The sequence below is a fragment of the Nevskia soli DSM 19509 genome, assembly GCF_000711955.1.
GTDB classification, from domain to species: domain Bacteria; phylum Pseudomonadota; class Gammaproteobacteria; order Nevskiales; family Nevskiaceae; genus Nevskia; species Nevskia soli.
The window spans coordinates 69,039-93,052 of sequence record NZ_JONR01000009.1 but is presented as its reverse complement, the minus strand read 5'-3'; the positions used below and the strand labels follow the sequence as shown (position 1 = coordinate 93,052).

Sequence of the window (24,014 nt, the reverse complement as noted above, 5' to 3'; positions counted from 1 at the left end):
GAGTCAATTTGGAGTTGCGCTGAGCTTCGCTTGATTCATCGCATGCCAAGTTACTGATTACATGGACGTGCTTGCGTCGATGTCTGCTTTGAGGAAATCGCTCGCATGTCGCTTGCCGCCACGAAGCTACCGTCGCGGATGACTGCTTTCAGGAAATTGAACCGATGGCGGCTAAGCGGCCCCTGAGCGCCCCCGAGCTTGGGAAACGATTAGACAAAACTCGTGGAGCGCGACAGCGCCTCCCACGCATCGATTTCCGAGCCGACGCGCTGCAGTTTCTGCCGCACCAGTTGCAGCGCATCCTCGCCAAGAAACAGGCGTGAGGGCGGATTTTCGGACTCGACCAGGGCGAGCAGGGCCGCGGCGGCCTTGTCCGGATCGCCGGGCTGCCGGCCGCTTTTGGCCTGACGCGCCGCCCGGATCGGGTCCATCACTTCGTCGTAATCCGGGATGCTCCGTGGCGTCCGCGCCATGGAGCGGCCGGCCCAGTCGGTACGAAATTGGCCCGGGGCCAGCGCCGTGACATGAATGCCAAAGCGCTCGACCTCTTTGCCGAGCGACTCGGAGATGCCTTCCAGGGCAAACTTGCTTCCGCAGTAGAAAGCGATGCCCGGCATGGTGATGAAGCCTCCCATCGAGGTTACATTCACGATATGGCCGCGCCGCCGCGCGCGCATGCTGGGGAGGACTGCCTTGATCATGGCGACGGGACCGAAGACATTGGCCGCGAACTGCCGCTCGAGATCTTGCATGGACGATTCTTCCAGCACCCCCTCGTGCCCGTATCCAGCGTTATTGACCAGGACCTCGACCGGGCCGGCCACTGCCTCGGTGGCGGCCACCGCGGCGGCAACGGCGGCATAGTTGGTGACGTCCAGCATCAAGGGATGGGCGCGGTGCGGATCCAGGGCCGCAAAACTGTCTGCGTCTTCCTGGCGGCGCACCGTCCCGATCACGGTATGGCCGGCGGACAGCGCGCCGGCGGCAAAGGCCCGGCCGAGCCCGGAACTGACGCCGGTGATGAGGAAGGTTTTGGATGGCGCGGTCATGAATACCTCCTGATTATTTATATCATGATATAATTCCTCATGACTTCACGCAAGACCGCGAGCAAAAGCTCCAGCAGCAACGTTGAGGCTCAGCCGGTGCCCACCAATCGGGAGCGTGTGTTGGCTGCTGCGGAACGGCTACTGGCCCGTGGCGAAGCTGAGTTTTCGATGCGGGAGCTTGCGGGCGAGGCTGACCTGAGCTTCGCCACGCCATTCAACCTGTTCGGCAGCAAGCTGGCGATCATGCGAGCGCTCTCGGCGGAGCGGATAGCAACGATGGATGCGCAGTATCGTGCTCTCCCTCTGCGGCCTACGGCATCCGCGCGCGTGCTTGCCGCCGTGGACGTCGCCGCGAAGGTCATGCTCGCCCTGCCGGAGGTGAATCGCGCCGTGATGGGCGCGATCGGTGCGCCTGCCCAGGACGCCGGCGCCGTCTTGGATCAGTCGCGCGCGTTGTGGGCCGCCGCCATCGGAGACGGGGAAGGGCTTGCGCCCCGGACCCGGAAGTTGGCGCTTGACGTGCTGCCGACCCAGCTCGCGCTGGGTTTTCGGGGCGTGCTTTCTTTTTGGACGGCCGGGGAGCTCTCGCATGCCGCATTGGCAGCGTCTGCCCGCGCCATGGCGGCGACGCTATTGCTTGGTTTCGTCGATGAACGTGAGCGGGCAACCCTGTTTGCCGAAGCCATAGATACCAGTGAGGCATACGTTGGCGATTGACCAACGCCCTAAACGGGTAGTCAGCTATGTGGCGCTTACAGACCTATCGATGTCCACGTACACCGATAGCAGACGTTCCGAAAGGGCGTGGCGGAGCCAGGCTGCGCTTCCGCCTCGGTCTGTTGGTGTCCGAACCGCGCGGGCGCTGCCGCATCAGCATGGCCCATCTGGCGCCTTTCCTGTGCGAAGCGGGGCGCAAGCGGAAGGCCTGGGAAAGGAAGTTCTACCCCGGAGCCCTGTGCAGTCACTCAATCAATCGCGCTTTTGGCATGTCATTGGATGACTCCATCCGCGCTTTGAGCCGCACGGCAATTTCGCAAAACCCGGCATGGCCCGGATTGCGGTCACGGTACAAAGCCGTGTTGCCGGGCGTTCTCCCGGCCTCCTGCGCGCTCCATCCCTGAAGCTCCACCCTTAGTACTAGTACGCTGGTACTAGTACTAGTTTCCAACTGTCCTGCGCCGCGCACAGGCCTAGTATCGACCGCAGGCAAAGCAGTGCTCATCGGAACGAAAAGTACTGATGGATTGCGCCGGCGATGCGACAACGCATCGCATCGGCCAGGGAGGAGAAGCATGGGCCATTCGCAACAACCCGGGGCGCCGGCATCGCCGGCCGCCTTGTCGTGCCGGAGTCCGGCACAGCCGCACATCCACGACCGCCGCCCTTCCTCCGCACACCGCCTGGACTTCGTGTCGCGTCCCCCGGACGCGGCATTACCGTGGTAAGGCGCTTCACCGCACACATCGCTGTTGCCCATGGAGGGTTTGAACATGAAAGCTTCCACCGATCTGAAGGCGCTGTACAAGCAGAAAGGTTTGCCGGAAAAGCCCGATATCATCGTCATCCTCACTGACCAGGAACGTTACCCGGCCCACTGGCCCACCGGTTTCGTCAACTCGCTCACCGCCTGGAACAAGCTCAAGGCCAACGGCCTCACCTTCGAGCGCGCCTATACCTCGGCCTGCATGTGCACACCCTCGCGCGGCGTGATGATCACCAGCAACTACGCCAACCTCACCGGATTGTCGATGACGCCGGGCGAGTTGTCCTATGCCGATCCGCGCATCCCGCAACTCGCCGCGATGATGCAGGCGGAGGGCTACGACGTGATCTGGAAGGGCAAATGGCATCTGTCGACGCCGGCCGACGTCATGCAATGGTCGCCGTACGACATCGGCAACATGCAGCGGCAGTACGGCTTCTCCGACTGGAACCCGCCGGACGCCGGCACGGTCACCGGCTTTTCGACCTATGAGTCCTGGGCCACCGCCGGCTCCGGCACCCCGGGCCACGCCAATCCGGCCAACGACAAGCGCTACCTGCGCAAGTACGCCGTAGGCGTGGACGCCCACGGCTTCGGCGAGGACGCCCACGAATTCCTGAGGAAGCGGGCCGAAGGCCGCAACAAACAGGACGTCGCCGCCCAGAAGCCGTTCCTGATGTTCATGTCGTTCGTGAACCCGCACGACATCAACTTCTTTCCCGACGGCTGGCAGAGCCTCGGCTACAGCGAGGCGGATATCTGCGACCTGCCCATCGAGCTGCCGCCCAATGCCCACGACAGCCTGCTGGACAAACCCACCATCCAGTCCCACATCCGCAACATCATGAACCGGGGCACGCCGCTCCGCGGCCAGGACACGCTGGCCGAAGGCACCACCTGGCCCTCCGCGCAGGTGGACAAGGCCGACACCATCGAAAACTACGTCAAGTTCTATGCCTTCATGACGCTGTTTGCCAACGGCTGCGTCAACGAGTTCCTGGGCTACCTCGACAAATACGGCTTCACCGAAAAGTCGCTGATCATCCGCACCGCGGACCACGGCGAGATGGGCATGTCCCACGGCATGCGCGAGAAGGTCTACAACGTCTACGAGGAGACCATCCACATTCCGTTCGTCATCTCCAATCCCTTGCTGTTTCCGAAGGCGCAGACCACCCAGGCCCTGTACGCCCACGTCGACTTCCTGCCCACCCTGATCAATCTCGCGGGCGGCCACGCGACCCGGCTGATGAAGGGCAAGAGCCTGGTACCGGCAATTCTCGACCCGAGCAAGGAAGTGCAGGACACGGTGCTGTTCTGCTACGACGACGAGTCCGCGATGATCAGCGACCTGCAATACCTCAGCCATATCCGCGCCATCCGGCATCGCCACCACACCTATGCCGTGTATTTCTCGCCCAACCTGCCGGGCCAGTACCAGTACGAGATGTACGATCTGGATACCGAGCCCAAGCAGCTGGTCAATCTCCTGGCCCACGCCAAGCCGGCCAACCCAGAGGTCGAAAAGCTCTGGCCCCAGTTGCAGGACCTGCTCAACGAGAAGTTGATCGAAGCCGGCCAGACACCGTTCCCGCCCATCGTCGATGGTGTGGGAATGAAAGCCACGGGCTGATCCGGCCGGAAAGAGTTGCATCCTGACGAGGATGGCGGAGCGTCGCGCTGCGACGCTCCGCCCGTATCAACCCGCTCCGCGGTAATGCCTCGTTCCGCCCCCGCCAATTCCGGCGCGCGCACCGCATGCATGCCAACAAACAACCTTGGCACGCATGGCACACATGGTGAATTCCGGGGGTTATTGCGCCCCGTAACCGGATTTACCCAGGTGCTTCAGGGTTTGGGATGTGCGGCGAAGAATTCCCAGATCAGGGACGTCGCATTCAATTCCTGCGAAGGCTCGTCCAGCATCGCCAGCATCCGCTCGCCGCCCGGCCAGGAATGTCCGCCGCCGTCGATCAGATAAAACGCCACTTCGCTGCCGTTCCTGCCGCCACCATAAATGCTTTTCGCTACCTTCCCGTCCTGCACCAGCTGCGCCGGGCCGCAGCCGTTGAACTTCGCCCAGAACTCGATCGCCTCCATCACCGGCGGCTTCGGCGTGCGATCCAGCGCCTTGGCGCCGATGCCGCCGGGCAGGGTCACGTTCTGGTCGGCGCTGCCGTGAATGTGGATCACCGACACCGGCTGCGTCGGCTTGCATTCGAACAGCGTCTGCGTCGCGGCGACCACGCCGATGGCGGCGAAGGTTTCGCCCATCTCGCCGGCCAGGCGATAGCTCATCATGCCGCCGTTGGACAGGCCGCTGGCATAGATGCGCCTGGCGTCGATCGCGTACTCGCGCCGCAGATCCGCCAGCATGGCGCGGATGAAGCCGACGTCGTCGACGTTCTGCTGCACCGCGTAGCCGCAGCAGGTGCCGGCGTTCCAGGTATGGAAATGGCCGCGCCCCAGGGCATTGAGCAAGGGGCGCTTTTCGCCGGTGCCGTCGGGATGGACCACGATGAAACCGGAGCGGTCGGCTTCCTCGTTGAAGCCGGTCTGCACCGCGTTGCTTCGCGCATTGCCGCCGCCGCCATGCAGTGCCACCACCAGGGGAATCGGCGTGCCGGACACATAGCCGGGCGGCACATGCACGGTATAGCTGCGCCGGCGTCCGCCCCAATCCAGTTCCTTGCTGATATCGCTCACGCTATCCGTCTCCGCTGGGCCGGGCTGTTGAAAGGTAGGTCCGTATCTGCGGCACTGGCCGGAGCCGGGCGCGCTGCAATCGTGCAGCCAGCTGCTTCAGTTGCTTGGCGCCGCGCCCGGTGCTGCGCTGGTGGGCTCTGCGGCGGGGGTAGCGGCAGGAGCGGCAGGAGTGGGAGCAGGCGTAGCAGCAGGAGTAGCAGGCGCAGGAGCAGGTGCAGGAGTAGTAGGAGCAGCAGCAGTGGAAGTGGATGCCTGCGGATCCGTCGCCGGACGCATGCCTTCACCGCCGTTGTTCTTCGAGTAGGCCAGCGCTTCGGATACTTCCTGCAAGGTCGGATGCGCCGGTATGGTCAGGCGCAAGCCCTTGTACAGCTGGTAAGGCTGCTTGACCTTGTGCTTGTTGGCCTGCCACACCAGCGGCCACAGGTAGGAATTGCCGTAGACCTCCTGCTGCCCCGCCACATGCCACAGGCTTTCGTTTTCCTGCACCACGTAACTGCGCGTCTCGGTTTGCAGCTGCATATTCAGTTCCTGCAGCAGCAGGAAAGCCGTGCCGCTATCGCCGGCCGCAAGCTTGTCCTGTGCCTGCTGCAATTGCCCCACCTGTGCATCCGACAGACCGGTGCGGTCCTGCGCCTTCCTCAATTCCGCCTGCGCCAGTTGCGCCTGGTCGCCGACAGGAGCTTGCCCCGCGGCAGGATCGCTGACATCGGCGCGCGCAATCTGGGTGTTCGCTGCCGAGGCATCGGCCGGCGGCGGCCCCGCCAGCGAGGGCAGGTTGGGCAGTGGCATGCCGGCCACGGAATTCGCGTCCGCGGCGGGCGGCGCATAGGCGCGCGCGGCAACCGCCTGCGAGGTATCCGGCGCCGGCGGCGGAACGACAGCGGGCGCCGTGATCGCGGGCGTCGCCGCGGAGACCGCCGCAGCCGGCGCCGTGGCCGCTGTCGTAGCGGATGGCGGCTGTTGGGTTTTCGAATCGGCCTGCGCTGCTGTCGCCGCAGCTTTCACCGGTTTTGCTGGCCGGTTGTCCCGCGCGGCGATCGCCATTGGTGATTTGGCATCGTATTGCGGGACCGGGGCGCTGGAAGCGGCGACGGCGGGCGCCGTTGCGCCGGTCGTTTGAGGCGCCTGCACCGTTGTGCTGGCCTTTGCCGCGCTCGCATCGATGTTCTGCGTTGCGGCCGTTGCGACGACCGGCGTCGTCGCGCCGGCGGCGGATGCCATCGCGCCGCCGCTCGGATTTGGAGTCGCGGGAGTCTTCGGCGCCGGCGCGTTGTCGTCGCCCGCACTGCGGATCCTGGTGGCGATCACCTCCGTGCTCGAGTTGAGCATGGCCAGCGCCCCTTCGTGCGGAGGGGGAGTGGTCGGATCGCTGCTTGCGGTGCTGGCCTGGCGCGGCGGGCTCGGGGGCTCCGCTGCCGGACTACTGCCCTGGGAGGCTGCAATTCTGGATGCATCGCTGGTGGACGCGGCGGAACTGGCGGGCGCCGACTTGCCGGCATCCTGGGCAGCCGGAGCGGACACCGGAGGCGATACCGGTCGGGACGGCGGCGGGTTCGTGGCTGAAGTTGCCGCGGCGTTCGCCGTCCGCGTCAGCGGTATGGCAGCGAATGCCTCGCTCGGCGGCGTGGCCTTTGGCGCGGTAGGCTGGGCTGCCGCGGCGGTCGTCGCTTGTGGTTTCGATGTCGATGCCGATGTCGGAGCAGGGGCAGGAGCCGCGGCCTTGGCCTGACGGGGCTGGCTCGCGGCCGCTGCTGCCCTGGGCGGAGGCGTCGCCGCCAGGCCAGCCGAGGCACTGAAGGCGCCATTGCTGCTGTGCGTATCCGAATCGATGCGGTGCGGCACGGCGTCGCATCCGACCAGGCTCAACACCGCAAGCAGGCAGGGCAGGGAACTCGCGGACAGGCGCAAGGGCAGAAGCTTGGCGTTTGGCATGGACCGCAGCCTAGCGAGGCGTGGCGAGGCGGTCAAACGGCTAAACTAGCCCCGCCTGCAACGATCCTGTCACCTTGGCCTGATCCCGCGGGCAAGCCCCTATGCTTCCTTGAAAGTTCCCGGCGCATGACCGAAATCCTCGTCCTCTATTACTCCCGCAACGGCTCCACCGCCGCCATGGCCCGCCAGGTCTGCCGCGGCGTCGAATCGGTGCGCGGCGTCCAGGCGCGCCTGCGCAGCGTGCCGCCGGTGGCCGCGGTGACCACCGTCGCCGCGCCGCCGGTGCCGGAAGAAGGCGCCCCCTATGTGGAATCGCGCGACCTGCGCGAATGCGCCGGCCTGATCCTGGGCAGCCCCACCCGCTTCGGCAACATGGCCGCCCCGCTCAAGTACTTCATCGACTCCACCTCGGACCTGTGGCTGTCCGGCGCCCTGGCCGGCAAGCCGGCCGCGGTCTTCACCTCCACCGGCACCCTGCACGGTGGCCAGGAGAGCACCCTGCTGTCGATGATGCTGCCGTTGCTGCACCACGGCATGCTGCTGCTGGGCCTGCCCTATACCGAGCAGGAACTCTCCACCACCACCGCCGGCGGCACCCCTTACGGCGCCAGCCATGTTTCCGGGGTGGGCGCCAAACCGCGCCCGCCGCTCAAGGAAGAACTGAATCTTTGCGTGGCCCTGGGCAAGCGCGTCGCCGAAGTTGCCTTGAAATTGCAGTCGTGAACCGCCTGAGCGAGTGGGCGCGTATTGCCGCGCTGGCGTTTCATTTCGGCCTGATCGCCGGCCTCATCGCCTGGTGCGGCTGGCTGCCCGGGATATTGTTGAGCCTGCCGCTGCTGGCGCCCATCCCGGGGCTGCTGCGCAAGCGCACCTACACCGCCGGCTGGGCCACCATGCTGGTGGTGTTCTACGTTGGCGGCCTGCTGGCGGAAGGCGTGGCAGTACCGGGCCGGCGCGGCATCGGCACCGCGTTGAGCATCGTGGCAGCCCTGGATTTCGTCAGCCTGGTGCTGTTCGTCCGGCTTGCGGCACGCGAGAGGGAGAGACGCTGATCGCGTTTTAGCAGGCGCTAAACGCGATCAGCGTCTCTCCCCAGCACTTGCTGCGCAAAAGGAATCGTCAGGCGCCGCTGCGTCGTAAGCGAATCCTGGTCCAGCAGGTCCAGCGCGGCGAGCAGCGCCGTCACCGAGCGCGGCAGGCGCCGCAGCAGGAATTCGGCCACCTCTTCCGGCAGGTCCAGGCCGCGCAAATGCGCGCGCTTGCGCAGCAGTGCGCGCAAGTCCGCGTCGCTCAGCGGCTTCAGGCCGAACACCGCGCAGGCGGCAAGCCGGGTGCGCAGGTCGGGCAGGGGTGCCAGCGGCAGGCTGTCCGGCGGCGCCGAGGCGCCGAGCACGCAGCGGCCGCCGTGGGCGTGGATCGCGTCGATCAACCGCAACAGGATCAGGGCCCAGCGGCGGTCGAGCAGGGCGCTGTCCACATCGTCCAGGCATAGCACGTCGAGTGTCTCGAAACCCTGCAGCGCCGCTGCATCCTCGCGGGTGAATTGCGCCAGCGGCAGGTAAGCCGCGCGGCGCCGCTGCTGCGCGGTGGCGCGCGCCACCGCCTGCAACAGGTGGGTCTTGCCGCTGCCGATGGCGCCATGCAGCAGGATCGAAGCCTTGCCGCCGCCCTCGGCCAGCTGGCGCAGCGCCGCCGCCGTGGCGGCATTCGGCCCGGCGTGGAAATTGTCGAAGCTGGCCGCGTCGGCCAGCTGCACCGACAGGGTCAGCTGTGTGCCGATCACGGTGCCGGCGGTGCTTCTGGTTTGGCTGGCTGCACTGCGGCGCCGACATAAAGCGGGCTGCGCAGCCAGTGCTGGCGCGCGTGGCGCAGCAGCACCGCGAGCACCGCCGCCACCGGCAGCGCCACCAGCACGCCGACGAAGCCGAACAGTTGCCCACCGGCCAGGATGGCGAAGATTACCGCCACCGGATGCAGGCCGATGCGGTCGCCCACCAGCATCGGCGTCAGCACGCCGCTCTCCAGCACCTGGCCGATGCCGAAGACGATCGCCACCCACAGCAGCGGCGTCACTTCCTGCGTCTGCACCAGCATGGCGATGCTGGCCGCGAGCAGGCCGCTGATGAAACCCAGGTAGGGAATGAAGCTGACCAGGCCGGCGCCGATGCCGATCAGCAGCGCCACCTTCAGCCCGGCCATGGTCAGGCCGATGCTGTAGATAGCGGCGAGGGCGGCCATCACCAGCAGCTGGCCGCGGATCAGGGCGCTGAGCACGCCGTCGGTCTCGCGCGCCAGTGCTTCCGCGTGCGGCCGCAGCCGCGGCGGGATCAGCTGGTCGATGCGCGCCACCAGCAGGTCCCAGTCGCGCAGCAGGTAGAAGCTGACGATGGGAATCAGCAAGGCGTTGGCGATGAACTCCAGCAGCACCGGCGTCGACTGCTTGACCCGGTCCAGCACGGTGCCGGCGATATCGCCGGCCTGCGACAGGTTGTGGGTGACGGCATCGCGCAGCCCGCCCGCGTCGAGCCGGATGCCGGCCGGCAGGTGTACGCCGATTTTCGGCAGTCCGACGTCCTGCACCCACTTCAGCCAGTCCGGGATGTTCTGAGCGAAGGTGATGATCTGTTCCTCCAGCATCGGCACCACCAGGATCAGCGCCGTGACCACCACCCCGAAAAACACCACGAAAACGATGCACACGCCCAGGGTGCGCGACAGGCCGAGCAGTTCCAGCCGGTCCACCAGCGGGTCGCCGAGGTAGGCCAGCCCGGCGCTGATCAGGAACGGCGCCAGGATCGGTCCCAGGAAATAGAGGAGCACCAGCCCCGCCGCAGCGGCGGCGAACCAGCCCCAGTTCTGCCGCAGCACGCTGGCGGCCTCGGTTCCCAGCGGGTTTTCGCCCTCGGTTCCGGCCGGAACCACTGGTTCGGCAACGGGTTCGACGTTGGATTCGGACATGCGCGTGCGAGCGGCCGGGGGAGGTAAGGTAAAATGATACTTCTTCAGTCCGCCCAGCACACAAACATGCCCGTCAACGGCAAGACCCAGCCTTCAGTCCCCCTCACCTACCGTGATGCCGGCGTCGATATCGATGTCGGGGATGCGCTGGTCGACGACATCAAGAAAATCGTCCGCTCCACCCGCCGCTCCGAGGTCCTGGCCGGCGTGGGCGGCTTCGGCGCGCTGGTCAGCCTGCCGAAGAAATACAGGCAGCCGATCCTGGTCTCCGGCACCGACGGCGTCGGCACCAAGCTGCGCCTGGGCATCGATTCAGGCCGCGTCGTCGGCCTGGGGCAGGACCTGGTCGGCATGTGCGTCAACGACGTGCTGGTTTCCGGCGCCGAGCCGCTGTTCTTCCTCGACTACTACGCCACCGGCAAGCTCGACCAGCGTGTCGCCGCCCAGGTCATCAAGGGCATCGCCCAGGGCTGCAAGCTGGCCGGCTGCGCCCTGGTCGGCGGCGAAACCGCGGAAATGCCCGGCATGTACAGCGAGGGCGACTTCGACCTCGCCGGTTTCTGCGTCGCCGTGGTGGAAAAGAAGAAGATCATCGACGGCAGCAAGATCCGGCCGGGCGACGTCATGATCGCCCTGCCGTCCTCCGGCCCGCATTCCAACGGTTACTCCCTGGTGCGCAAGATCCTCGAGCGCAGCGGCCAGCCGCTGGATACCCCTTTCGGCAAGGGCACCCTGGGTGACGCCCTGCTGGCGCCGACCAATATCTATGTGAAACCGATCCTCAAGCTGCTGGAGCTGGGTCTGCCGGTGCGCGGCATGGCCCACATCACCGGCGGCGGCATCACCGGCAATCTCACCCGCTGCTTCCCCAAGGGTTGCGCCGCCGCGGTGGACGTTTCCGGCTGGAAGCGTCCGGCCGTGTTCGACTGGCTGCAGCAGCAGGGCGCGGTGGAGCAGGACGAGATGTGGCGTGTGTTCAACAACGGCGTCGGCTTCGTCGTGGTGGTGCCGCGCCTCAAGGCCGACGAGACCCTGGCTGCCCTGAAGAAGCAGCGCATCGCCGCCTGGATGCTGGGCGAAGTGGTGAAGGGCAAGAACGACGTCGTCCACTACGCTTGAAACGCCTCGTTGTCCTGATTTCGGGCCGCGGCCGTAACCTCCAGGCCTTGATCGAGGCGCAGCGCGCCGGGCACATCCCGGCGCAGTTCGCCGCGGTGATCAGCAATCGCGCCGACGCCAGCGGGCTGACGCATGCCCGCGAAGCCGGCATTCCCACCGAGATCCTGCCGCATGCGCAGTTCCCGGACCGGGCCGCTTTCGACGCGGCCCTGGCCGGGCGCCTGCGCGCCCTGCGCGCCGACATCGTGGTGCTGGCCGGCTTCATGCGCATCCTGACCGACGGCTTCGTGCGCGAATTCGAAGGCCGCATGTTGAACATTCACCCCTCGTTGCTGCCCAAGTACGCGGGGCTGGATACGCACCGCCGCGCCCTGGAGGCGGGTGATGCCGAACACGGCGCCACCGTGCACTTCGTCACGCCCACCCTGGACAGCGGTCCGTCCGTGATTCAGGGCCGATTCAGCGTGAACGCGGAAGATGATGCGGCCAGCCTGGCGGAGCGCGTGATGGAGCGGATCGAGTTGAAGATCTACCCGCAGGCCGTGGCCTGGATGGCGCGGGGCGAATTGAAACTGCAGGACGGCGCCGCCGTGCTGCGCGGCAGGCGGCTGGCGCAACCGGCGACGCTTGCAGACCTGGAGGAGGCTTTCCGATGATGACTGCCGCAACCCGTATCGCAACCCTGGCGCTGCTGTGCGGCGCCGGCGCTGCTGCATCCGCACAAGCCGACTCTGCGGCGCCCACTTCGTTGCAGAACCTGGACTACAGCTACAGCGCCTCCTGGGGCGGCATGGGCGTCGGCCAGGTGGAAGTCTCGCTGCGGCCGGAAGGCGCGGCCGGCTGCTACAAGTACACCAATACCTCCAACCCCAGCGCCCTGGTACGCGTATTGTACGGATCGCCCAACCAGATCAGCCTGTTCTGTCTGAAGGATGGCCACATCCGTTCGCAGCACTTCGAATCGATCCTGCAGGGCGACGACAAGCAGAGCTACAAGCTGGACTTCGACTGGAACAAGCACACCGTCACCGACGAGAACGGCCAGGTGCGGCCCATCCCGGACGATGCCGTGGACAGTTTCGCGCTGCAGCAGGCGGTGCGCCTGTGGGTGCAGGCCCATGCCGCCGACAGCACGCCGCCCACCGCCGAATTCACCATGGTCGACAACAAGAACCTGACCCATTACCAGTTCAAGTTCAGCGGCCACCAGAAAGTCGACACCCCCGCCGGCAGCTTCGACGCCCTGCTGATGGAGCGCATCGACAACCCCGACAAGCAGGGGCGCTTCTGGCTGGCGCCGGATCGCGGCTACATGCCGGTGAAGATCGAGACCAAGAACGGCGGCAAGCCGATGGTGTCGATGGTGCTGGTGAAATAGCTAGGGGGCGGCCCTGCGTTGCAGGTAACCCGCTGCCATTTCGGTCAACTCATCCATCAGCGTTTCCCGCGTGCATGGTGCCTGCGGCAAGCTCAGGTACTGCAGGATGGTGAAGACCATGCTGTTGGTGACCACGAACACCGCCACCGGCAGGTTGTCGATGTGCATCTCGCGGTAGTGGCGCAACGCGTACAGGCGGAACACTTCCTGCAGGTGCCGCTCCAGCGTGCGCAGGAAGCGCTGCGTGCTGAGCTGGTCCCAGTTGCGGGCCAGTTCCAGGTACAGCTTCTCGTTGCCGCCGACGAAGGCGAATCCCGCCTGCAGCAGACCGCGCACGATGGTGCGCAGGTCCGCGTCCAGCAGCAGCGGCAGGCCCCGGTCCACGGCCTGCCCCAGATCGTTCACCAGCTTGTCCAGCAGCGCCCCGACCAGCTCTTCCTTGTTGCCGAAATACTGGTAGACCGAGCCGACACTCACCCCGGCCCGCGCCGCGATATGGTTGGTGGTGGTCTGCGCCAGGCCGCGCTGGGCAATGGTCTGGGCGGTGGCCTCGATCAGGGCCTCCACCACCTGCCGCGAGCGTTCCTGGCTGGGTTTCCTTCTCATGATTCAGACGCGAGTAGAACGTGAGCAAGTATTCATAATAAGCTGCGCCTGAGTCGAGTGTCACCATTCGCCGCTGCAATGCAGGAGGAGATCACCATGACCCTGTCGGCATCGACCGCGGGCGCGGCTGGCTTGCGCGAAATACCGGGAGAGGCCGGCTGGCCCCTGATCGGCCAGAGCCTCGACTATCTGTTCCGCCTGGATACGGCGATCCACGAACGTTACCGGCGCTTCGGCGAAGTGTCCTGGGGGCAGGCGTTCGGCACGCGCGCCATCGCCCTGCTGGGGCCGGACGCGAACCAGTTCGTGCTGCAGAACCGCGGCGATGTTTTCGCCAGCAGTGCCTGGGAACACTTCCTGGCCAACTTCTTCCACCGCGGCCTGATGCTGCTCGACTTCGACGAGCACCGCATGCATCGCCGCTTGATGCAGGGCGCCTTCCAGCGTGAAGCCCTGGCCGGCTACCTGGGACTGATGAATCCGCGCATCGAGGCCGGCATCGCCGCCTGGCAGCCGGGTACGAAATTCAGCGTCTATGACCATCTCAAGGCGTTGACGCTGGACATCGGCAGCGAGGCTTTCATCGGCCGCCTGCCGGGACCGGAGGCGGCGCGGCTGACCCGTGCCTTCCTCGATACGGTGCGCGCGCCCACCGATCTGATCCGTTTCCCCCTGCCGGGCACGCGCTGGCGCAAGGGTGTAGTGGGGCGGCGGGTACTGGAGGAATTCTTCCGCCGCGAGTTGCCGGCCAAGCGCGCTTCCGGCGCCAGCGACCTGTTTGCGCGCCTGTGCGAGGCGCGCACCGAGGATGGCCAGTCCTTCTCCGACGAAGACATCATCAACCACATCATCTTCGTGCTGATGGCGGCGCACGACACCAGCACCATCACCCTCACCAACATGATCTACCGCCTGGCCAAGAATCCGCAGTGGCAGGAGCGCCTGCGCGAGGAAAGCCGGGCGCTGGGCAAGCCGGTGCTGGACCTGGACGACCAGCACAAGCTCACCGGCATGACCTGGGTGATGAAGGAGGCGCTGCGCATCTGCGCGCCGGTGCCGGGGCTGCCGCGCCGCGCGGTACGCGACTGTGAGTACAAGGGTTTCCTGATTCCCGCCGGGCACATGGTGCAGATCAGCGTCTGGTTCACCCATACCAACCCGGAGTACTGGAGCGATCCTCTGCGCTTCGATCCGGAACGCTTCAGCGAGGCCCGCGCCGAGGACAAGGCCCACCCGTTCCTGTGGATACCCTTCGGCGGCGGCGCGCACAAGTGCATCGGCCTGCATTTCGGCGAGATGGAAGTGAAGGCGATCCTGCACCAGCTGTTGCTGCGCTATCGCTGGAGCGTGCCGGAGGACTACGAGATGCGCCAGGACTTCACCAGCCTGCCGATCCCGAAAGACCGCCTGCCGGTCACGCTCGAACGCCTGCACTGATTTGCGCGAAGGCCGCAATCCGCTACCGTAAGCATCCCCAAACGGCTGCGGAAGGCGATCGATGGCGCTCAGCGAAAAGCTCCAGGCGGCGGGCGTCACGGTGCGGCATCGCTTCGAGCCCGGCGACCTCGGCTACCTGATTCACATCCACGGCCTCCAGAACCTGCGCGACTACGGCTTCAACGAAATCCACGAAGCCTATTGCGCGCGCATCGCCACCGATTTCATGCTCAACAAGGATCCCGGCCGCTCCCGCGTCTGGCTCACCAGGATGGCGGGCGTCATCAACGGTTCGGTTTTCATCTGCGAGCTGCCGGGCGACGTGGCGCAGCTGCGTCTGCTGTTCGTCGACACCGCCGCGCGCGGCCTGGGGCTGGGACGCTGGCTGGTGGAGGAGGCGGTGCGGTACTGCCGCGAAGCCGGTTTCAAGAGCATGTTCCTGTGGACCGTGGAAGGCCTGGACCGCGCCCAAACCGTCTACACCAGCCTTGGGTTCACGTTGACCGAAACCAAGCCGAATCGGGACTGGCGCGACGAAGCACGCGAGGTGCGGTACGACCTGAAGTTCTAGGCGGGAATCACGCCATCCGCACGCAGCTTGGTCAGATGGCTTTCGATGTTGATCTGCGCCAGCGGCAGCAGGCGTGGATCGACGCCCTGGTACACCTCCGCCAGCATTTCGTCCATGCTGCGGCCGGCGGTGAACAGGCTGCGGATCTGTTCTTCGCGCATGCGGCGGTGCTGCAGCGCCTGTTCGAGATAGTGCACCCCGCCCAGCGCCAGGCCGTGCGAGGGATAGATGACGCGCGGCGCGAGCGCGATGATTCGCTCCAGCGAGGCGAAGTACTTGCGCATATCGCCTTCCGGCGGCGCGATCACCACCGTGCCGACGCCCTGGATCAGGTCGCCGACGATGCACCAGGCGCGGTTGTCCGGCATCAGCGCCAACTGGCCCTCGTCATGTCCCGGTACCGCCAACGCCCGCACCGGCTGGCCCAGCCAGCCGGTCACGATATCGCCGTCGGCGTAGGTCCTGATGTCCAGGCCCTCACCATAATCCGGGCCGGCGCTGTAGCGCGCTTCGGCGGAGCGCAGGTGCTGCAGCGTCCACGCGCTCATGCCCAGCGGCACGCCGGCGCGGCGCGCGATCTCGTCGGCGTACTGGCGATGATCGGGATGATGATGAGTCAGGAATACCTCATCGAATCCCGCTTCGCTGGCCACGGCATGGATGCGTTCCAGTTCCTCGCGCGAATTGGGCGAGGGGTCCACCAGGATGCGCCGTGAGTCCGCATCGCCGATGAGGAAGCAGTTGGTTTGCGTCGCCGGCGGCAGGGTGTTGGAGCGGACGAAGAACTGGCGCACGCCGTGCAAGGCCTCCACCGGATGCAGCACCCCCATCTGGTTGAAGTCGAGGAAGCCCGCATCCGCGGTGGCCGGCTTCGCTTCCAGGGCGCGCAGCACCGCCTTGGTGGGTGGCGCCAGCAACAACTCGCCTTCCTCGTACTGACTCATCCACTGCCGCGCGCTGGCCCAGCTGCCATCTTCGATTTCCGGTTCGCACAGCGTGAATTCCGGACGTCTGTGAAGATCGACTCGGAAGAAAAAGGTGTTGAAACGGACCGGAGCCGCCTCCGGCGTCAGGGCGATGCCCATCATCTGGATCGCTTCGACCTGTCCGGCATTGGCGATGAGGTCGAAACCCAGTTCTTCTTCCAGTTCGCGCGACAGCGCGCGCATCAGGCGTGCTTCATGACCGGCGAACACGGCGTCTGGCAGCGTATCGCCGCTGTCGGTGCGGTCCACCTTGCCGCCGGGAAAAGCATAGTAGCCGGGAAACGCGTTCAGCTTGCGGTGGCGCCGCGCGAGGTAAAGCTCATCCTGGTGGATCAGGATGGCGGTGACGGCATCGAAAATCGGAGCGGGCTTCATCCTGGAGTGCGGCACCGGCGGGAAGGGAAGCCCATCTTACCCAGGCCAGCCTAGTAAGAGGGGTTACCGCGTGTTGCATGCGCGGTAGCCAGCGGCACGCAACGAGGTGCGATTCATTGTGTTACAGGCTCCTAGCGGCAGACCCGGTAGCCGTTTTCCCACCAGCAGCGGTGGTGGTAATACGGACGGTAGCCGACCACGGGCGGTCCGTAGATCACCGGGGGCGCGGCGTAAACCACGGGCGGCGGCGGGGCATAGATATAAGCCGGCGGGGCCGCATACACCACCGGCGGCGGCGCGTAATAACCGGGGCCGCCGATGTTGATGCCGACCGATACATGTCCGGCGAAAGCGGTCGACGGGATCGCCAAGGCGGTCATCAGTGCTGCTGCGGTCAATATGCGTTTCATGTCCCAGCTCCTGATCTTGGGCGCATCATCCGCCGGCGCGGCTGAATTGCAGCTTAACCGGCAGACGCTGGCCTGGCGTTAGCGCCATCCGTGATGGCCGTAGCCACCATGGTGATGGTAGCCGTCGTCATGATAATAGCCGCCATAGCCGCCGTAGTAGGGGCCGGGAGCCACGTAAACAGCGCCGGGGGCGTCGTAGTAGCCGGGGCCGTAACCGTAGCCGTAGCCGGGATCCACCACGCAGGCGCTGGCCGCGAGGGCCACCACCGCGATCAGGCCCAGCCGCCAGAAATTCCTTGATAAGTGACGCATGGCGCAGCTCCATTCAGGATGCGCCGCCAGGGTGCGCCGGGACGACTGAATGAGGGCTTAACCACGCCGAAGCCGTGGCTGCTCAGACCAGCGCCTGGTGCAGGTCCGCAATCAAGTCGTCGGCGTGTTCCAGTCCTACCGATACGCGCAGCAGATTCTCCGGCGTGGTGCTGTAAGGGCCTTCCACCGAGGCGCGATGTTCGATCAGGCTTTCCACGCCGCCCAGGCTGGTGGCGCGGGTGAACAGCTTCACCCTGGCGCTGACCGCCAGCGCCTCATCTCGGCCACCGTGCACCTGGAACGACAGCATGGCGCCGCCGGAGCGCATCTGGCTGACGGCCAGCGCATGGTCGGGATGCCCGGCGAGGCCGGGGTAGTGCACCGCGGCGACGCGCGGCTGCGCGGCCAGGAATTCCGCCACCCGCTGCGCATTGGCGGCCTGCGCCCGCACCCGGTAGGGCAGCGTGGCGATGGAGCGTTGCAGCAGCCAGCAGTCGAACGGCGCGGGAACCGCGCCGGCCTTGGCCTGGAAGTCGCGCACGCGGGCGAAAAACGCATCGTCCTCGCGCGTGATCACCGCGCCGCCGAGCAGATCGCTGTGGCCGCCGAGGTATTTGGTGGTGGAGTGCATAACCAGATCGGCGCCCAGGGTCAGGGGTTGCTGCAACACCGGCGTGGCAAAGGTGTTGTCGACCACGCAGCGCGCGCCACCGGTACGCGCCAGCTGCGCCAGCGCGGCGATGTCGCTGACCTTGAGCAAGGGGTTCGACGGTGTCTCCACCCAGACCAACCTGGTGTGGGGCCGCAGTGCCGCGCGCACCGCGTCGAGGTCGGTCATGTCGACCACGCTGTACTCCAGTCCCCAGCGGTGCAGCAGGTCGCGCAGCTGGGTGCGGGTGCCGTGGTACATGTCGTCCGGCGCCAGCACATGGTCGCCAGGGGCGAGCGCCTGGAACACCGCCATCGAGGCCGCCGAACCGGAGGGGAAGGCGGTGGCCGCCGCGCCCTGTTCCAGCACCGCCAGACATTGCTCAAGGGCGGCGCGAGTGGGATTGCTGGCGCGGGTATAGATATGGCCGTGCGGGTAATTGCCGTCGGTACCGCGTTCGAAGGTGGTGGACAGCACCGGCGAGGCTGCGACCGCGCCGCTGCCGCTATCGACGGCGCGGCCGGCGTGGATCGCCAGCGTTTCCAGTTTCAGCGGGTCTGGATTATTTGTGCTCAGCGCACCGGCTCCGGAATGCTTACTGGCACTTGCACTCGGGCGCGGTGACGCAGGACGCGCCCGGCTGCGGATTGATGGCCAGCCCCGGTTTGCACATCGCCGCGTGGCCGGTGGGGCAGGTCACGGCACAGGAGCCGCAGTTGCCGACGGCGGGCGAGGAGCAGGCCGACCCGGTATTGGTCTGCAGGTTGATGTTGTTGTCGGTACTCTGCACGCTCGGTGTGGCGATCACCACGGGCGCGTGCTGCTGCTGGGCGGAGGCGGTGGCCACCAGGCCCAGCAACAGGACCGGAGCCAGCCAGCGGGCTATGGGACGGGCGATTGATTGCATGATCGTACTCCTCGGGGTTACATAGGCTTTCCGCACTATAGACCGGCCCCTGATCGGCGTGTTGTGAGACAGTCCCGGTTTCAGTACTTGGCCAGGATCGAATCCACGTCGGCGCGCGCCGCTTCCATGGCCTTGTACAGCGGCACATGGCGCATGCGCTGGCCGCCGTTGACGATGGCGGCGAAAGCGATCCAGCCGCCGTCCTTCTTGCGGATGTAGCCGGCGATGCCGCAGACCGAATGCGGATCGTCCATGGTGCCGGTTTTCAGCGCCACGCGGTCCAGCCAGGCCGGGCTGCCGACGCGCAAGAACTGGAATGGCGCCTGGCGCGGCACCACCAGACCGCCGTAGAAGGCGGGGAAGTTGCGCGTGTTGCGGTACTGCGCGGCGAGCAGGCTGGTCAGGTCTTCCGCCGACAGTTCGTTTTCCGGCGTCAGGCCGCTGCCGCTGAACAGCGGCGGCGGCGTGGCCTTGCCGCTCTTGGCCGCGGTCTTGATGCGCACGATGAAATCCGACAGCGACTTCGCCGCATCGGACAGCTGCGCCGGCGCCTGCGAGCGCTGCGCGGCCGCCAGGTTCAGGGTCAGCATGTCGGCGACGTAGTTGTTGGAGAAGCGCAGCATGCGGCCGAGTTGTTCCTTCAGCGACAGGCCTTCGTTCTGCGCCAGCGGATAGGCGTTGATCGGCGGCGGCGTGTGCACCACGTCCACCGAGCCGGTGACGACGATGCCGATCTCGCGCAGCACCTCGCGCATCATCAGGCCGGTGCCCAGGGCCGGATCGGACATGGCGCGGTAGACACTGATGTTGCCGCCCAGGGGAATGTCGCCGCCGACGCGCAGCATCTCGCCGCTGGCGGTGGTGACGCGCTCGGCCCAGAAGGTGGGCTTGGCCGAAGGGCCGACGGTCTTGATGGTGCCGTCGACCGGAATCGGCGCCTGCGCGGTGCCGCAAGTGCTGACCACGGCTGGCGAGCCGATGCCGGTGGGGCGGATGTCCACGCACCAGTTGCCGTAGTCCACCGCCACCGCGGACAGCGGTGCGTTGTAGGCGGTGTCGCTGCGCTGCAGGGCGTCGCAGCGGTCCTTGGTTTCACAGCCCAGCGGGCCGAAGGGCGCGGTATTCACCACCAGGCGGCCATTGATGGTGGTGACGCCGGTGCCCTTGAGCTGGGCCGCCAGCGACCATAACGCCAAGTGATCCAGCGTGGAGTCGCCCATGCCCTGCAGCACCAGATCGCCGTCGATGCGACCGTCCTTGAACGGGCCGACGCCGAGCAGCCGCGTCTGGAAGGTCTTGTCGGCCGGCCATACGTCGAGCGCGGTGGCGGCCACCGCCAGCTTGGTCAGCGAGGCCGGCGTCAGGCGGTCGGCGGCGTTGAGCTGCTCCAGCACTTCACCGCTATCCAGGTCGACCGCCGAGGCGGTGACCACGGCGCCGCTATTTTCCAGGGCGTGCAGGGCCTGCCAGTCGGCATGGGCGGGAAGGCTGAGACTGAGCAGAAGCGGGATGGCCGCGCCGGTCAGGCGAATGGATGTGCAGCGGCGCCGGAGTGCGCTGCTCGCGGACTCCAGGAATAAGCCGGTCATGTTTGTAAGGGAATCTCGGTTGCGTGCAGCGTCGAATCGGGCGCCGGCTTGCCGCGCGCATCGCAGCAGGAAAGCCGGGGTGGACACCTCACGGCCGGGCCGGAAGCGCTGCCTATCATCGCCCGAACCTGCCTGTTTCGACTAGCTTTTTTTCAATGCGCGGCGGACATCAGCGGCGGGTGGTAGTTCAGCGTCAGGCCCAACAGCCAGAGCAGGAACAGCACCAGCGGCAGGTGCACCGCGAACTGCAGGAAGCTGAAGCCGATCAGGTCGCGGGCCTTGAGGCCGAGGATGCCGAGCAGGGGCAGCATCCAGAACGGATTGATCAGGTTGGGCAGGGCCTCGGCGGCGTTGTAGACCTGCACCGCCCAGCCCAGGTGCGCGTGCAGCTCATTGGCCGCCTGCATCACGTAGGGCGCCTCGATCAGCCACTTGCCGCCGCCGGAGGGCACGAAGAAGCCGAGCACGGCGGAGTACAGGCCCATCAGCACCGGGAAGCTGCCGGGCGTGGCGATGTGGGTGAAGAATGCGGCTAGCTGCTGCGCCAGGCTTTGTCCGTCGGCGCCCTTGGCGGCGGTGAGGATCGAGGCGATGCCGCCGTAGAGCGGAAACTGGATCAGCACCCCGGTGGCGCTGGGCACCGCGCGCGCCACCGCGTCGAGGAAACGGCGCGGTCGCCAGTTCAGCAGCAGGCCCAGCATCAGGAACAGGAAGTTGTAGGTGTTGAGGCTGGAGATGGCCAGCGCCAGGCCTTTGCTCGCGATCTCGTGCGCCAGCCAGCCCGCGCCCAGCGCGGCCAGCAGCAGGTTCAGCGCTGGGCTGCGTTCCAGCCATTCACCGGGGCGTGACAGCGGCGGCAGCGTCGTAGGCGCGGCTTGGACATCCACGCCCAGGGTTTGCGCAGTGCTCGCAGCGGCGCCGGTGGGTGCCGAGAACCAGGCGATGCCGACCGACACCGTGACAAGGATCGCGGTCAGCAGCAGCGATTGCCACAGGAAGATGGTTTCGGCGAAAGGAATCACGCCGGTGATCGCGAGCAGTGCCGGCGTCATGCTGGCGGGATTGGCCTGCAACTGGGCTGCGGAGGAGGACAGGCCCAGAGCCCACACCGCCCCCAGCCCAAGGTAGGCCGCCGCGCCGGCGGCGCGGTAGTCCATGCGCAGTTCCTCGCGCCGCGCCAGGGCCCGCACCAGCAGGCCGCTGAAGATCAGGCTCAGGCCCCAGTGCAGCAGGGCCACCAGCATGCCCAGCAAGGCCACCATGCATACCGCGCCGCGTCCGCTGCGCGGCAGCCGCGCCAGGCGTTGGATGGCGCCCGCCACCGGCGGCGAAGCGGCCACGACATAGCCGCCGACGATGATGAAGCATATCTGCATGGTGAAGGGGATCAGGCTCCAGAAGCCGTCGCCGAAGGCCGCGGCCGCCGCCATCGGTGTCGCGCCGCGGGCCATGGCCGCCAGCGCGACGAGGACCACGGCCAGTGCGGCGAAGACATAGGCATCCGGAAACCAGCGCTCGGCCCAGGCGCAGCTGCGCAGCGCCAGGCGCGTCAGCCAGGATTGCTTTTCCATCATCTCCCCCAACATTGTTTGCGCGAAGCTTAGCGCGGCCCTTACCCTGGCGCCCCTGCCGAAGAGATCACGATGGACCTGCACCCCAAACCCGTATTTGAAGCCATTGGCGGCGAAGCGCCGCTGCGCCGCCTGGTCGATGCGTTCTACGACCGCATGGACAGCGCGCCCGAATACGCCGGCATCCGCGCCCTGCATCCGCCGAGCCTGTCCGGTTCGCGCGACAAGCTGTTCTGGTTCCTCTGCGGCTGGTCGGGCGGTCCGGATCACTATGTCGAGCGCTTCGGCCATCCGCGGCTGCGCGCGCGACACCTGCCGTTCGCCATCGCGACCAGCGAGCGCGACCAATGGCTCGGGTGCATGCAGTGGGCGCTGCGCGAATGCGCACTGCCGGAGGATTTGCAGAAGCGCTTGCTGACCGCTTTCTTCCAGACCGCCGACTGGATGCGCAATCAGGCGGAATAGGTTTGCGCAATTCCGGCGCATCTTCCAGTCCACCAAATCCGGTCAGCTCACGCCATGAGTGATGTCCCGATTGCCGGCGACATGCCGTTCGCCGTCGAAGTGGAGAAGGGCAAGACCTACAACTGGTGCGCCTGCGGCCGCAGCCGGGCGCAGCCCTGGTGCGACGGTTCGCATGAGGGCAGTGACATAGTTCCGCGGCAGTTCACGGCGAAATACAGCGAGAAGGTCTGGCTTTGCGGCTGCAGGCGCAGCCGGCATGCGCCGTTTTGCGACGGCGCTCACAACCGGCCCGGCTAGCGCCGGATCGTCACCGGAATGGGGCGATAGGTGTTGCGCGTCAGCAGCCAGACCAGCCCGGCAACCAGCAGCAGGGGGAAGGCCAGGGGCAGCATCATCAGTCCGAGCAATGGCAGCATGACCAGGCTCACCACGCCCAACACCAGCAGCACGATGCCGCCCGCCAGCAGCCCGAACAAGCCGCCGACAAACCAGAAGGTGAGCCGGAACATCAGCCACAGCGCCGCGAAGAACAGCCACAGGCCGCCGAATACCGCCAGCAGGCACAGCATCAACAGCACGGCCATGGTGAGCTCCTTGGTTGCCCAGCCCGTTCGATATCTGTTAGATGCAAACTATGGGCGGCCGGATTAAAGCCAAGCGACCTCGCCCCCTCAGGTCGGCAGCCTTGACCCTATTTGAAAAATCCGGCATATCTGCTTGAATAAGTGATGTAAATCCGATCCTTGGCCAGATTCTTGCCGGATTTCGGAGCGGATTTTCGCCAATTTTTTTGCGCCCGGCACGCCGAACCGGCGAGCTTTGGGCCGTTGCGCGCGGTCATAATGATGCAGGGTTCAGGTGCCGATGCCGTTCGGCGTGTTCGAAAAAGGGAGAATTCCAGTGAACGTTAAGCCGTTGATGCTCGCCACGATGATCGGAATGGGAGCCGTGTCGATCGCAGCGTTGTCCGGCTGCGCCGCTCAGCCGGCGGATGATGTGGACGCAAAGGCAGCCGTCGCCGCGCGCGCCTCCGCCGATGCGCCGCCCGCTCCGCCTGTGGAAACGAAGACCGAAGATATCGTGGACCCGGCCGCCCTTGCCGCGGCTACCGCTCCCCCACCGCCGCCGCCGGTCGAATCCGTGCCCGAAGTGGTGGTTCCGGATGCGATTCTGGTTCCCCGGGTCAAGGCCGCCCTGGCCAAGCACAACGCCGGCCTGGCGCACGTCAGCGTCAGTTCTCACGACGGCGTGGTGCGCCTGTCCGGGTTCGTGCCCTCCAGCGTTCAGATCGACCAGGCGCAGTATGTGACCAGCGAAATCCCGGGCGTGCGTGAAGTCGACAACCGTCTGAAGGTCAAGTAGGGCCATGCCATCGCGCCGCCGATCGGCTGTCTGAAGCGAGGCCGATCGGTTGCAACGCTACCCCGAGGGGGTAGCGCCGGGTTCAATCCCAAAAGCAGCGACGCAATGAAGTTCCTGTTTCCCATTCATATAGTTGACTTAGGCAA

The 24,014-nt window shown here is 66.3% G+C and carries 27 protein-coding genes; 13 read left to right on the top strand and 14 right to left on the bottom strand.

The annotated features are described in order from the left end of the window. Nucleotides 1–209 precede the first annotated feature (209 nt). Nucleotides 210–1,049 carry an oxidoreductase gene (locus BP26_RS0105800; protein WP_029919631.1) on the bottom strand — a complete coding sequence of 280 codons (840 nt, stop codon included), beginning with the start codon at nucleotides 1,047–1,049 and terminating at the stop codon, nucleotides 210–212. A gap of 39 nt (nucleotides 1,050–1,088) precedes the next feature. Here BP26_RS0105800 and BP26_RS0105795 point away from each other — a divergent pair, with 39 nt between their 5' ends. After that, entirely contained in the window at nucleotides 1,089–1,766 is a 678-nt protein-coding gene (locus BP26_RS0105795; RefSeq protein WP_036516199.1) for a TetR/AcrR family transcriptional regulator, read from the top strand. A gap of 773 nt (nucleotides 1,767–2,539) precedes the next feature. After that, complete coding sequence (locus BP26_RS0105790; protein ID WP_029919629.1) at nucleotides 2,540–4,165, top strand: sulfatase family protein; 1,626 nt, start codon at nucleotides 2,540–2,542, stop codon at nucleotides 4,163–4,165. A gap of 215 nt (nucleotides 4,166–4,380) precedes the next feature. On the opposite strand, the gene BP26_RS0105785 is transcribed toward BP26_RS0105790, so the two are convergent. Together BP26_RS0105785 and BP26_RS0105780 are read right to left on the bottom strand one after the other, a co-directional pair. Next, nucleotides 4,381–5,238: a CE1 family esterase gene (locus BP26_RS0105785; protein WP_051748410.1), complete on the bottom strand. Its 858-nt coding sequence runs from the start codon at nucleotides 5,236–5,238 to the stop codon at nucleotides 4,381–4,383. Between the two features lie 96 nt (nucleotides 5,239–5,334). Further along, nucleotides 5,335–6,246, bottom strand: coding sequence for a LysM peptidoglycan-binding domain-containing protein (locus tag BP26_RS0105780; protein ID WP_157572381.1), 912 nt, complete (start codon nucleotides 6,244–6,246; stop codon nucleotides 5,335–5,337). Nucleotides 6,247–6,376: 130 nt separating this feature from the next. Between BP26_RS0105780 and BP26_RS0105775 the strand changes: the two genes are divergently transcribed. The 3 genes from BP26_RS0105775 (at nucleotide 6,377) to BP26_RS0105765 (ending at nucleotide 8,225) form a co-directional block, all read left to right on the top strand. Then, nucleotides 6,377–6,970 carry a hypothetical protein gene (locus tag BP26_RS0105775; RefSeq protein ID WP_029919626.1) on the top strand — a complete coding sequence of 198 codons (594 nt, stop codon included), beginning with the start codon at nucleotides 6,377–6,379 and terminating at the stop codon, nucleotides 6,968–6,970. A gap of 329 nt (nucleotides 6,971–7,299) precedes the next feature. After that, entirely contained in the window at nucleotides 7,300–7,896 is a 597-nt protein-coding gene (gene wrbA / locus BP26_RS0105770) for an NAD(P)H:quinone oxidoreductase (protein ID WP_029919625.1), read from the top strand. Continuing rightward, on the top strand, nucleotides 7,893–8,225 hold the full coding sequence (locus tag BP26_RS0105765; RefSeq protein WP_029919624.1) for a DUF2069 domain-containing protein: 333 nt from the start codon (nucleotides 7,893–7,895) through the stop codon (nucleotides 8,223–8,225). Before wrbA ends, BP26_RS0105765 begins: the two co-directional genes overlap by 4 nt. Before the next feature lie 17 nt (nucleotides 8,226–8,242). On the opposite strand, the gene hda is transcribed toward BP26_RS0105765, so the two are convergent. Both hda and BP26_RS0105755 read right to left on the bottom strand, forming a co-directional pair. Beyond that, nucleotides 8,243–8,956: a DnaA regulatory inactivator Hda gene (gene hda / locus BP26_RS0105760; RefSeq protein WP_029919722.1), complete on the bottom strand. Its 714-nt coding sequence runs from the start codon at nucleotides 8,954–8,956 to the stop codon at nucleotides 8,243–8,245. After that, the gene (locus BP26_RS0105755) at nucleotides 8,953–10,131 is read right to left on the bottom strand and encodes an AI-2E family transporter (RefSeq protein ID WP_084182845.1); all 1,179 of its coding nucleotides are present in this window, start codon (nucleotides 10,129–10,131) and stop codon (nucleotides 8,953–8,955) included. The genes hda and BP26_RS0105755 overlap by 4 nt, the downstream gene beginning before the upstream one ends. A 66-nt stretch (nucleotides 10,132–10,197) precedes the next feature. Here BP26_RS0105755 and purM point away from each other — a divergent pair, with 66 nt between their 5' ends. The 3 genes from purM to BP26_RS0105735 are packed head-to-tail and all read left to right on the top strand — an operon-like array spanning nucleotide 10,198 to nucleotide 12,628. Next, complete coding sequence (purM, locus tag BP26_RS0105745; RefSeq protein WP_029919622.1) at nucleotides 10,198–11,250, top strand: phosphoribosylformylglycinamidine cyclo-ligase; 1,053 nt, start codon at nucleotides 10,198–10,200, stop codon at nucleotides 11,248–11,250. Beyond that, the gene (gene purN / locus BP26_RS0105740; RefSeq protein WP_029919621.1) at nucleotides 11,247–11,906 is read left to right on the top strand and encodes a phosphoribosylglycinamide formyltransferase; all 660 of its coding nucleotides are present in this window, start codon (nucleotides 11,247–11,249) and stop codon (nucleotides 11,904–11,906) included. The genes purM and purN overlap by 4 nt, the downstream gene beginning before the upstream one ends. Continuing rightward, nucleotides 11,903–12,628, top strand: coding sequence for a DUF3108 domain-containing protein (locus tag BP26_RS0105735; RefSeq protein WP_029919620.1), 726 nt, complete (start codon nucleotides 11,903–11,905; stop codon nucleotides 12,626–12,628). Before purN ends, BP26_RS0105735 begins: the two co-directional genes overlap by 4 nt. Here the strand turns inward: BP26_RS0105735 and BP26_RS0105730 are convergent, their stop codons facing one another. Continuing rightward, nucleotides 12,629–13,234, bottom strand: coding sequence for a TetR/AcrR family transcriptional regulator (locus BP26_RS0105730; protein WP_029919619.1), 606 nt, complete (start codon nucleotides 13,232–13,234; stop codon nucleotides 12,629–12,631). It abuts the gene before it with no gap. 96 nt (nucleotides 13,235–13,330) lie between these two features. On the opposite strand from BP26_RS0105730, the gene BP26_RS0105725 reads away from it, so the two are divergent. Together BP26_RS0105725 and BP26_RS0105720 are read left to right on the top strand one after the other, a co-directional pair. Continuing rightward, nucleotides 13,331–14,671: a cytochrome P450 gene (locus tag BP26_RS0105725; protein ID WP_029919618.1), complete on the top strand. Its 1,341-nt coding sequence runs from the start codon at nucleotides 13,331–13,333 to the stop codon at nucleotides 14,669–14,671. Between the two features lie 61 nt (nucleotides 14,672–14,732). Continuing rightward, the gene (locus tag BP26_RS0105720) at nucleotides 14,733–15,242 is read left to right on the top strand and encodes a GNAT family N-acetyltransferase (protein WP_051748406.1); all 510 of its coding nucleotides are present in this window, start codon (nucleotides 14,733–14,735) and stop codon (nucleotides 15,240–15,242) included. On the opposite strand, the gene BP26_RS0105715 is transcribed toward BP26_RS0105720, so the two are convergent. The 7 genes from BP26_RS0105715 to BP26_RS0105685 form a co-directional block, all read right to left on the bottom strand. Further along, nucleotides 15,239–16,603: an MBL fold metallo-hydrolase gene (locus BP26_RS0105715; RefSeq protein WP_029919616.1), complete on the bottom strand. Its 1,365-nt coding sequence runs from the start codon at nucleotides 16,601–16,603 to the stop codon at nucleotides 15,239–15,241. The genes BP26_RS0105720 and BP26_RS0105715 overlap by 4 nt on opposite strands. 131 nt (nucleotides 16,604–16,734) lie before the next feature. Next, a complete protein-coding gene (locus tag BP26_RS0105710; protein ID WP_029919615.1) occupies nucleotides 16,735–17,013 on the bottom strand; it encodes a hypothetical protein in 279 nt (92 codons plus the stop codon). 78 nt (nucleotides 17,014–17,091) lie between these two features. Further along, nucleotides 17,092–17,325 carry a hypothetical protein gene (locus tag BP26_RS0105705; protein WP_051748404.1) on the bottom strand — a complete coding sequence of 78 codons (234 nt, stop codon included), beginning with the start codon at nucleotides 17,323–17,325 and terminating at the stop codon, nucleotides 17,092–17,094. An 82-nt stretch (nucleotides 17,326–17,407) separates the two neighbouring features. Beyond that, nucleotides 17,408–18,526 carry a trans-sulfuration enzyme family protein gene (locus tag BP26_RS0105700; protein WP_029919613.1) on the bottom strand — a complete coding sequence of 373 codons (1,119 nt, stop codon included), beginning with the start codon at nucleotides 18,524–18,526 and terminating at the stop codon, nucleotides 17,408–17,410. Nucleotides 18,527–18,569: 43 nt separating this feature from the next. Beyond that, nucleotides 18,570–18,881, bottom strand: coding sequence for a hypothetical protein (locus BP26_RS0105695; protein WP_029919612.1), 312 nt, complete (start codon nucleotides 18,879–18,881; stop codon nucleotides 18,570–18,572). An 80-nt stretch (nucleotides 18,882–18,961) separates the two neighbouring features. Next, nucleotides 18,962–20,470 carry a D-alanyl-D-alanine carboxypeptidase/D-alanyl-D-alanine endopeptidase gene (dacB, locus tag BP26_RS0105690; RefSeq protein WP_051748402.1) on the bottom strand — a complete coding sequence of 503 codons (1,509 nt, stop codon included), beginning with the start codon at nucleotides 20,468–20,470 and terminating at the stop codon, nucleotides 18,962–18,964. A gap of 152 nt (nucleotides 20,471–20,622) precedes the next feature. After that, a complete protein-coding gene (locus BP26_RS0105685; protein WP_245611721.1) occupies nucleotides 20,623–22,044 on the bottom strand; it encodes a short-chain fatty acid transporter in 1,422 nt (473 codons plus the stop codon). A 69-nt stretch (nucleotides 22,045–22,113) separates the two neighbouring features. Between BP26_RS0105685 and BP26_RS0105680 the strand changes: the two genes are divergently transcribed. Together BP26_RS0105680 and BP26_RS0105675 are read left to right on the top strand one after the other, a co-directional pair. Further along, the gene (locus BP26_RS0105680) at nucleotides 22,114–22,506 is read left to right on the top strand and encodes a group II truncated hemoglobin (RefSeq protein WP_029919609.1); all 393 of its coding nucleotides are present in this window, start codon (nucleotides 22,114–22,116) and stop codon (nucleotides 22,504–22,506) included. A 54-nt stretch (nucleotides 22,507–22,560) separates the two neighbouring features. Continuing rightward, complete coding sequence (locus BP26_RS0105675; protein ID WP_029919608.1) at nucleotides 22,561–22,803, top strand: CDGSH iron-sulfur domain-containing protein; 243 nt, start codon at nucleotides 22,561–22,563, stop codon at nucleotides 22,801–22,803. Here BP26_RS0105675 and BP26_RS0105670 read toward each other — a convergent pair. Continuing rightward, entirely contained in the window at nucleotides 22,800–23,090 is a 291-nt protein-coding gene (locus tag BP26_RS0105670; RefSeq protein WP_036516197.1) for a hypothetical protein, read from the bottom strand. The genes BP26_RS0105675 and BP26_RS0105670 overlap by 4 nt on opposite strands. 280 nt (nucleotides 23,091–23,370) lie before the next feature. Here BP26_RS0105670 and BP26_RS27390 point away from each other — a divergent pair, with 280 nt between their 5' ends. Then, on the top strand, nucleotides 23,371–23,868 hold the full coding sequence (locus tag BP26_RS27390) for a BON domain-containing protein (RefSeq protein WP_084182844.1): 498 nt from the start codon (nucleotides 23,371–23,373) through the stop codon (nucleotides 23,866–23,868). Nucleotides 23,869–24,014 lie beyond the last annotated feature (146 nt).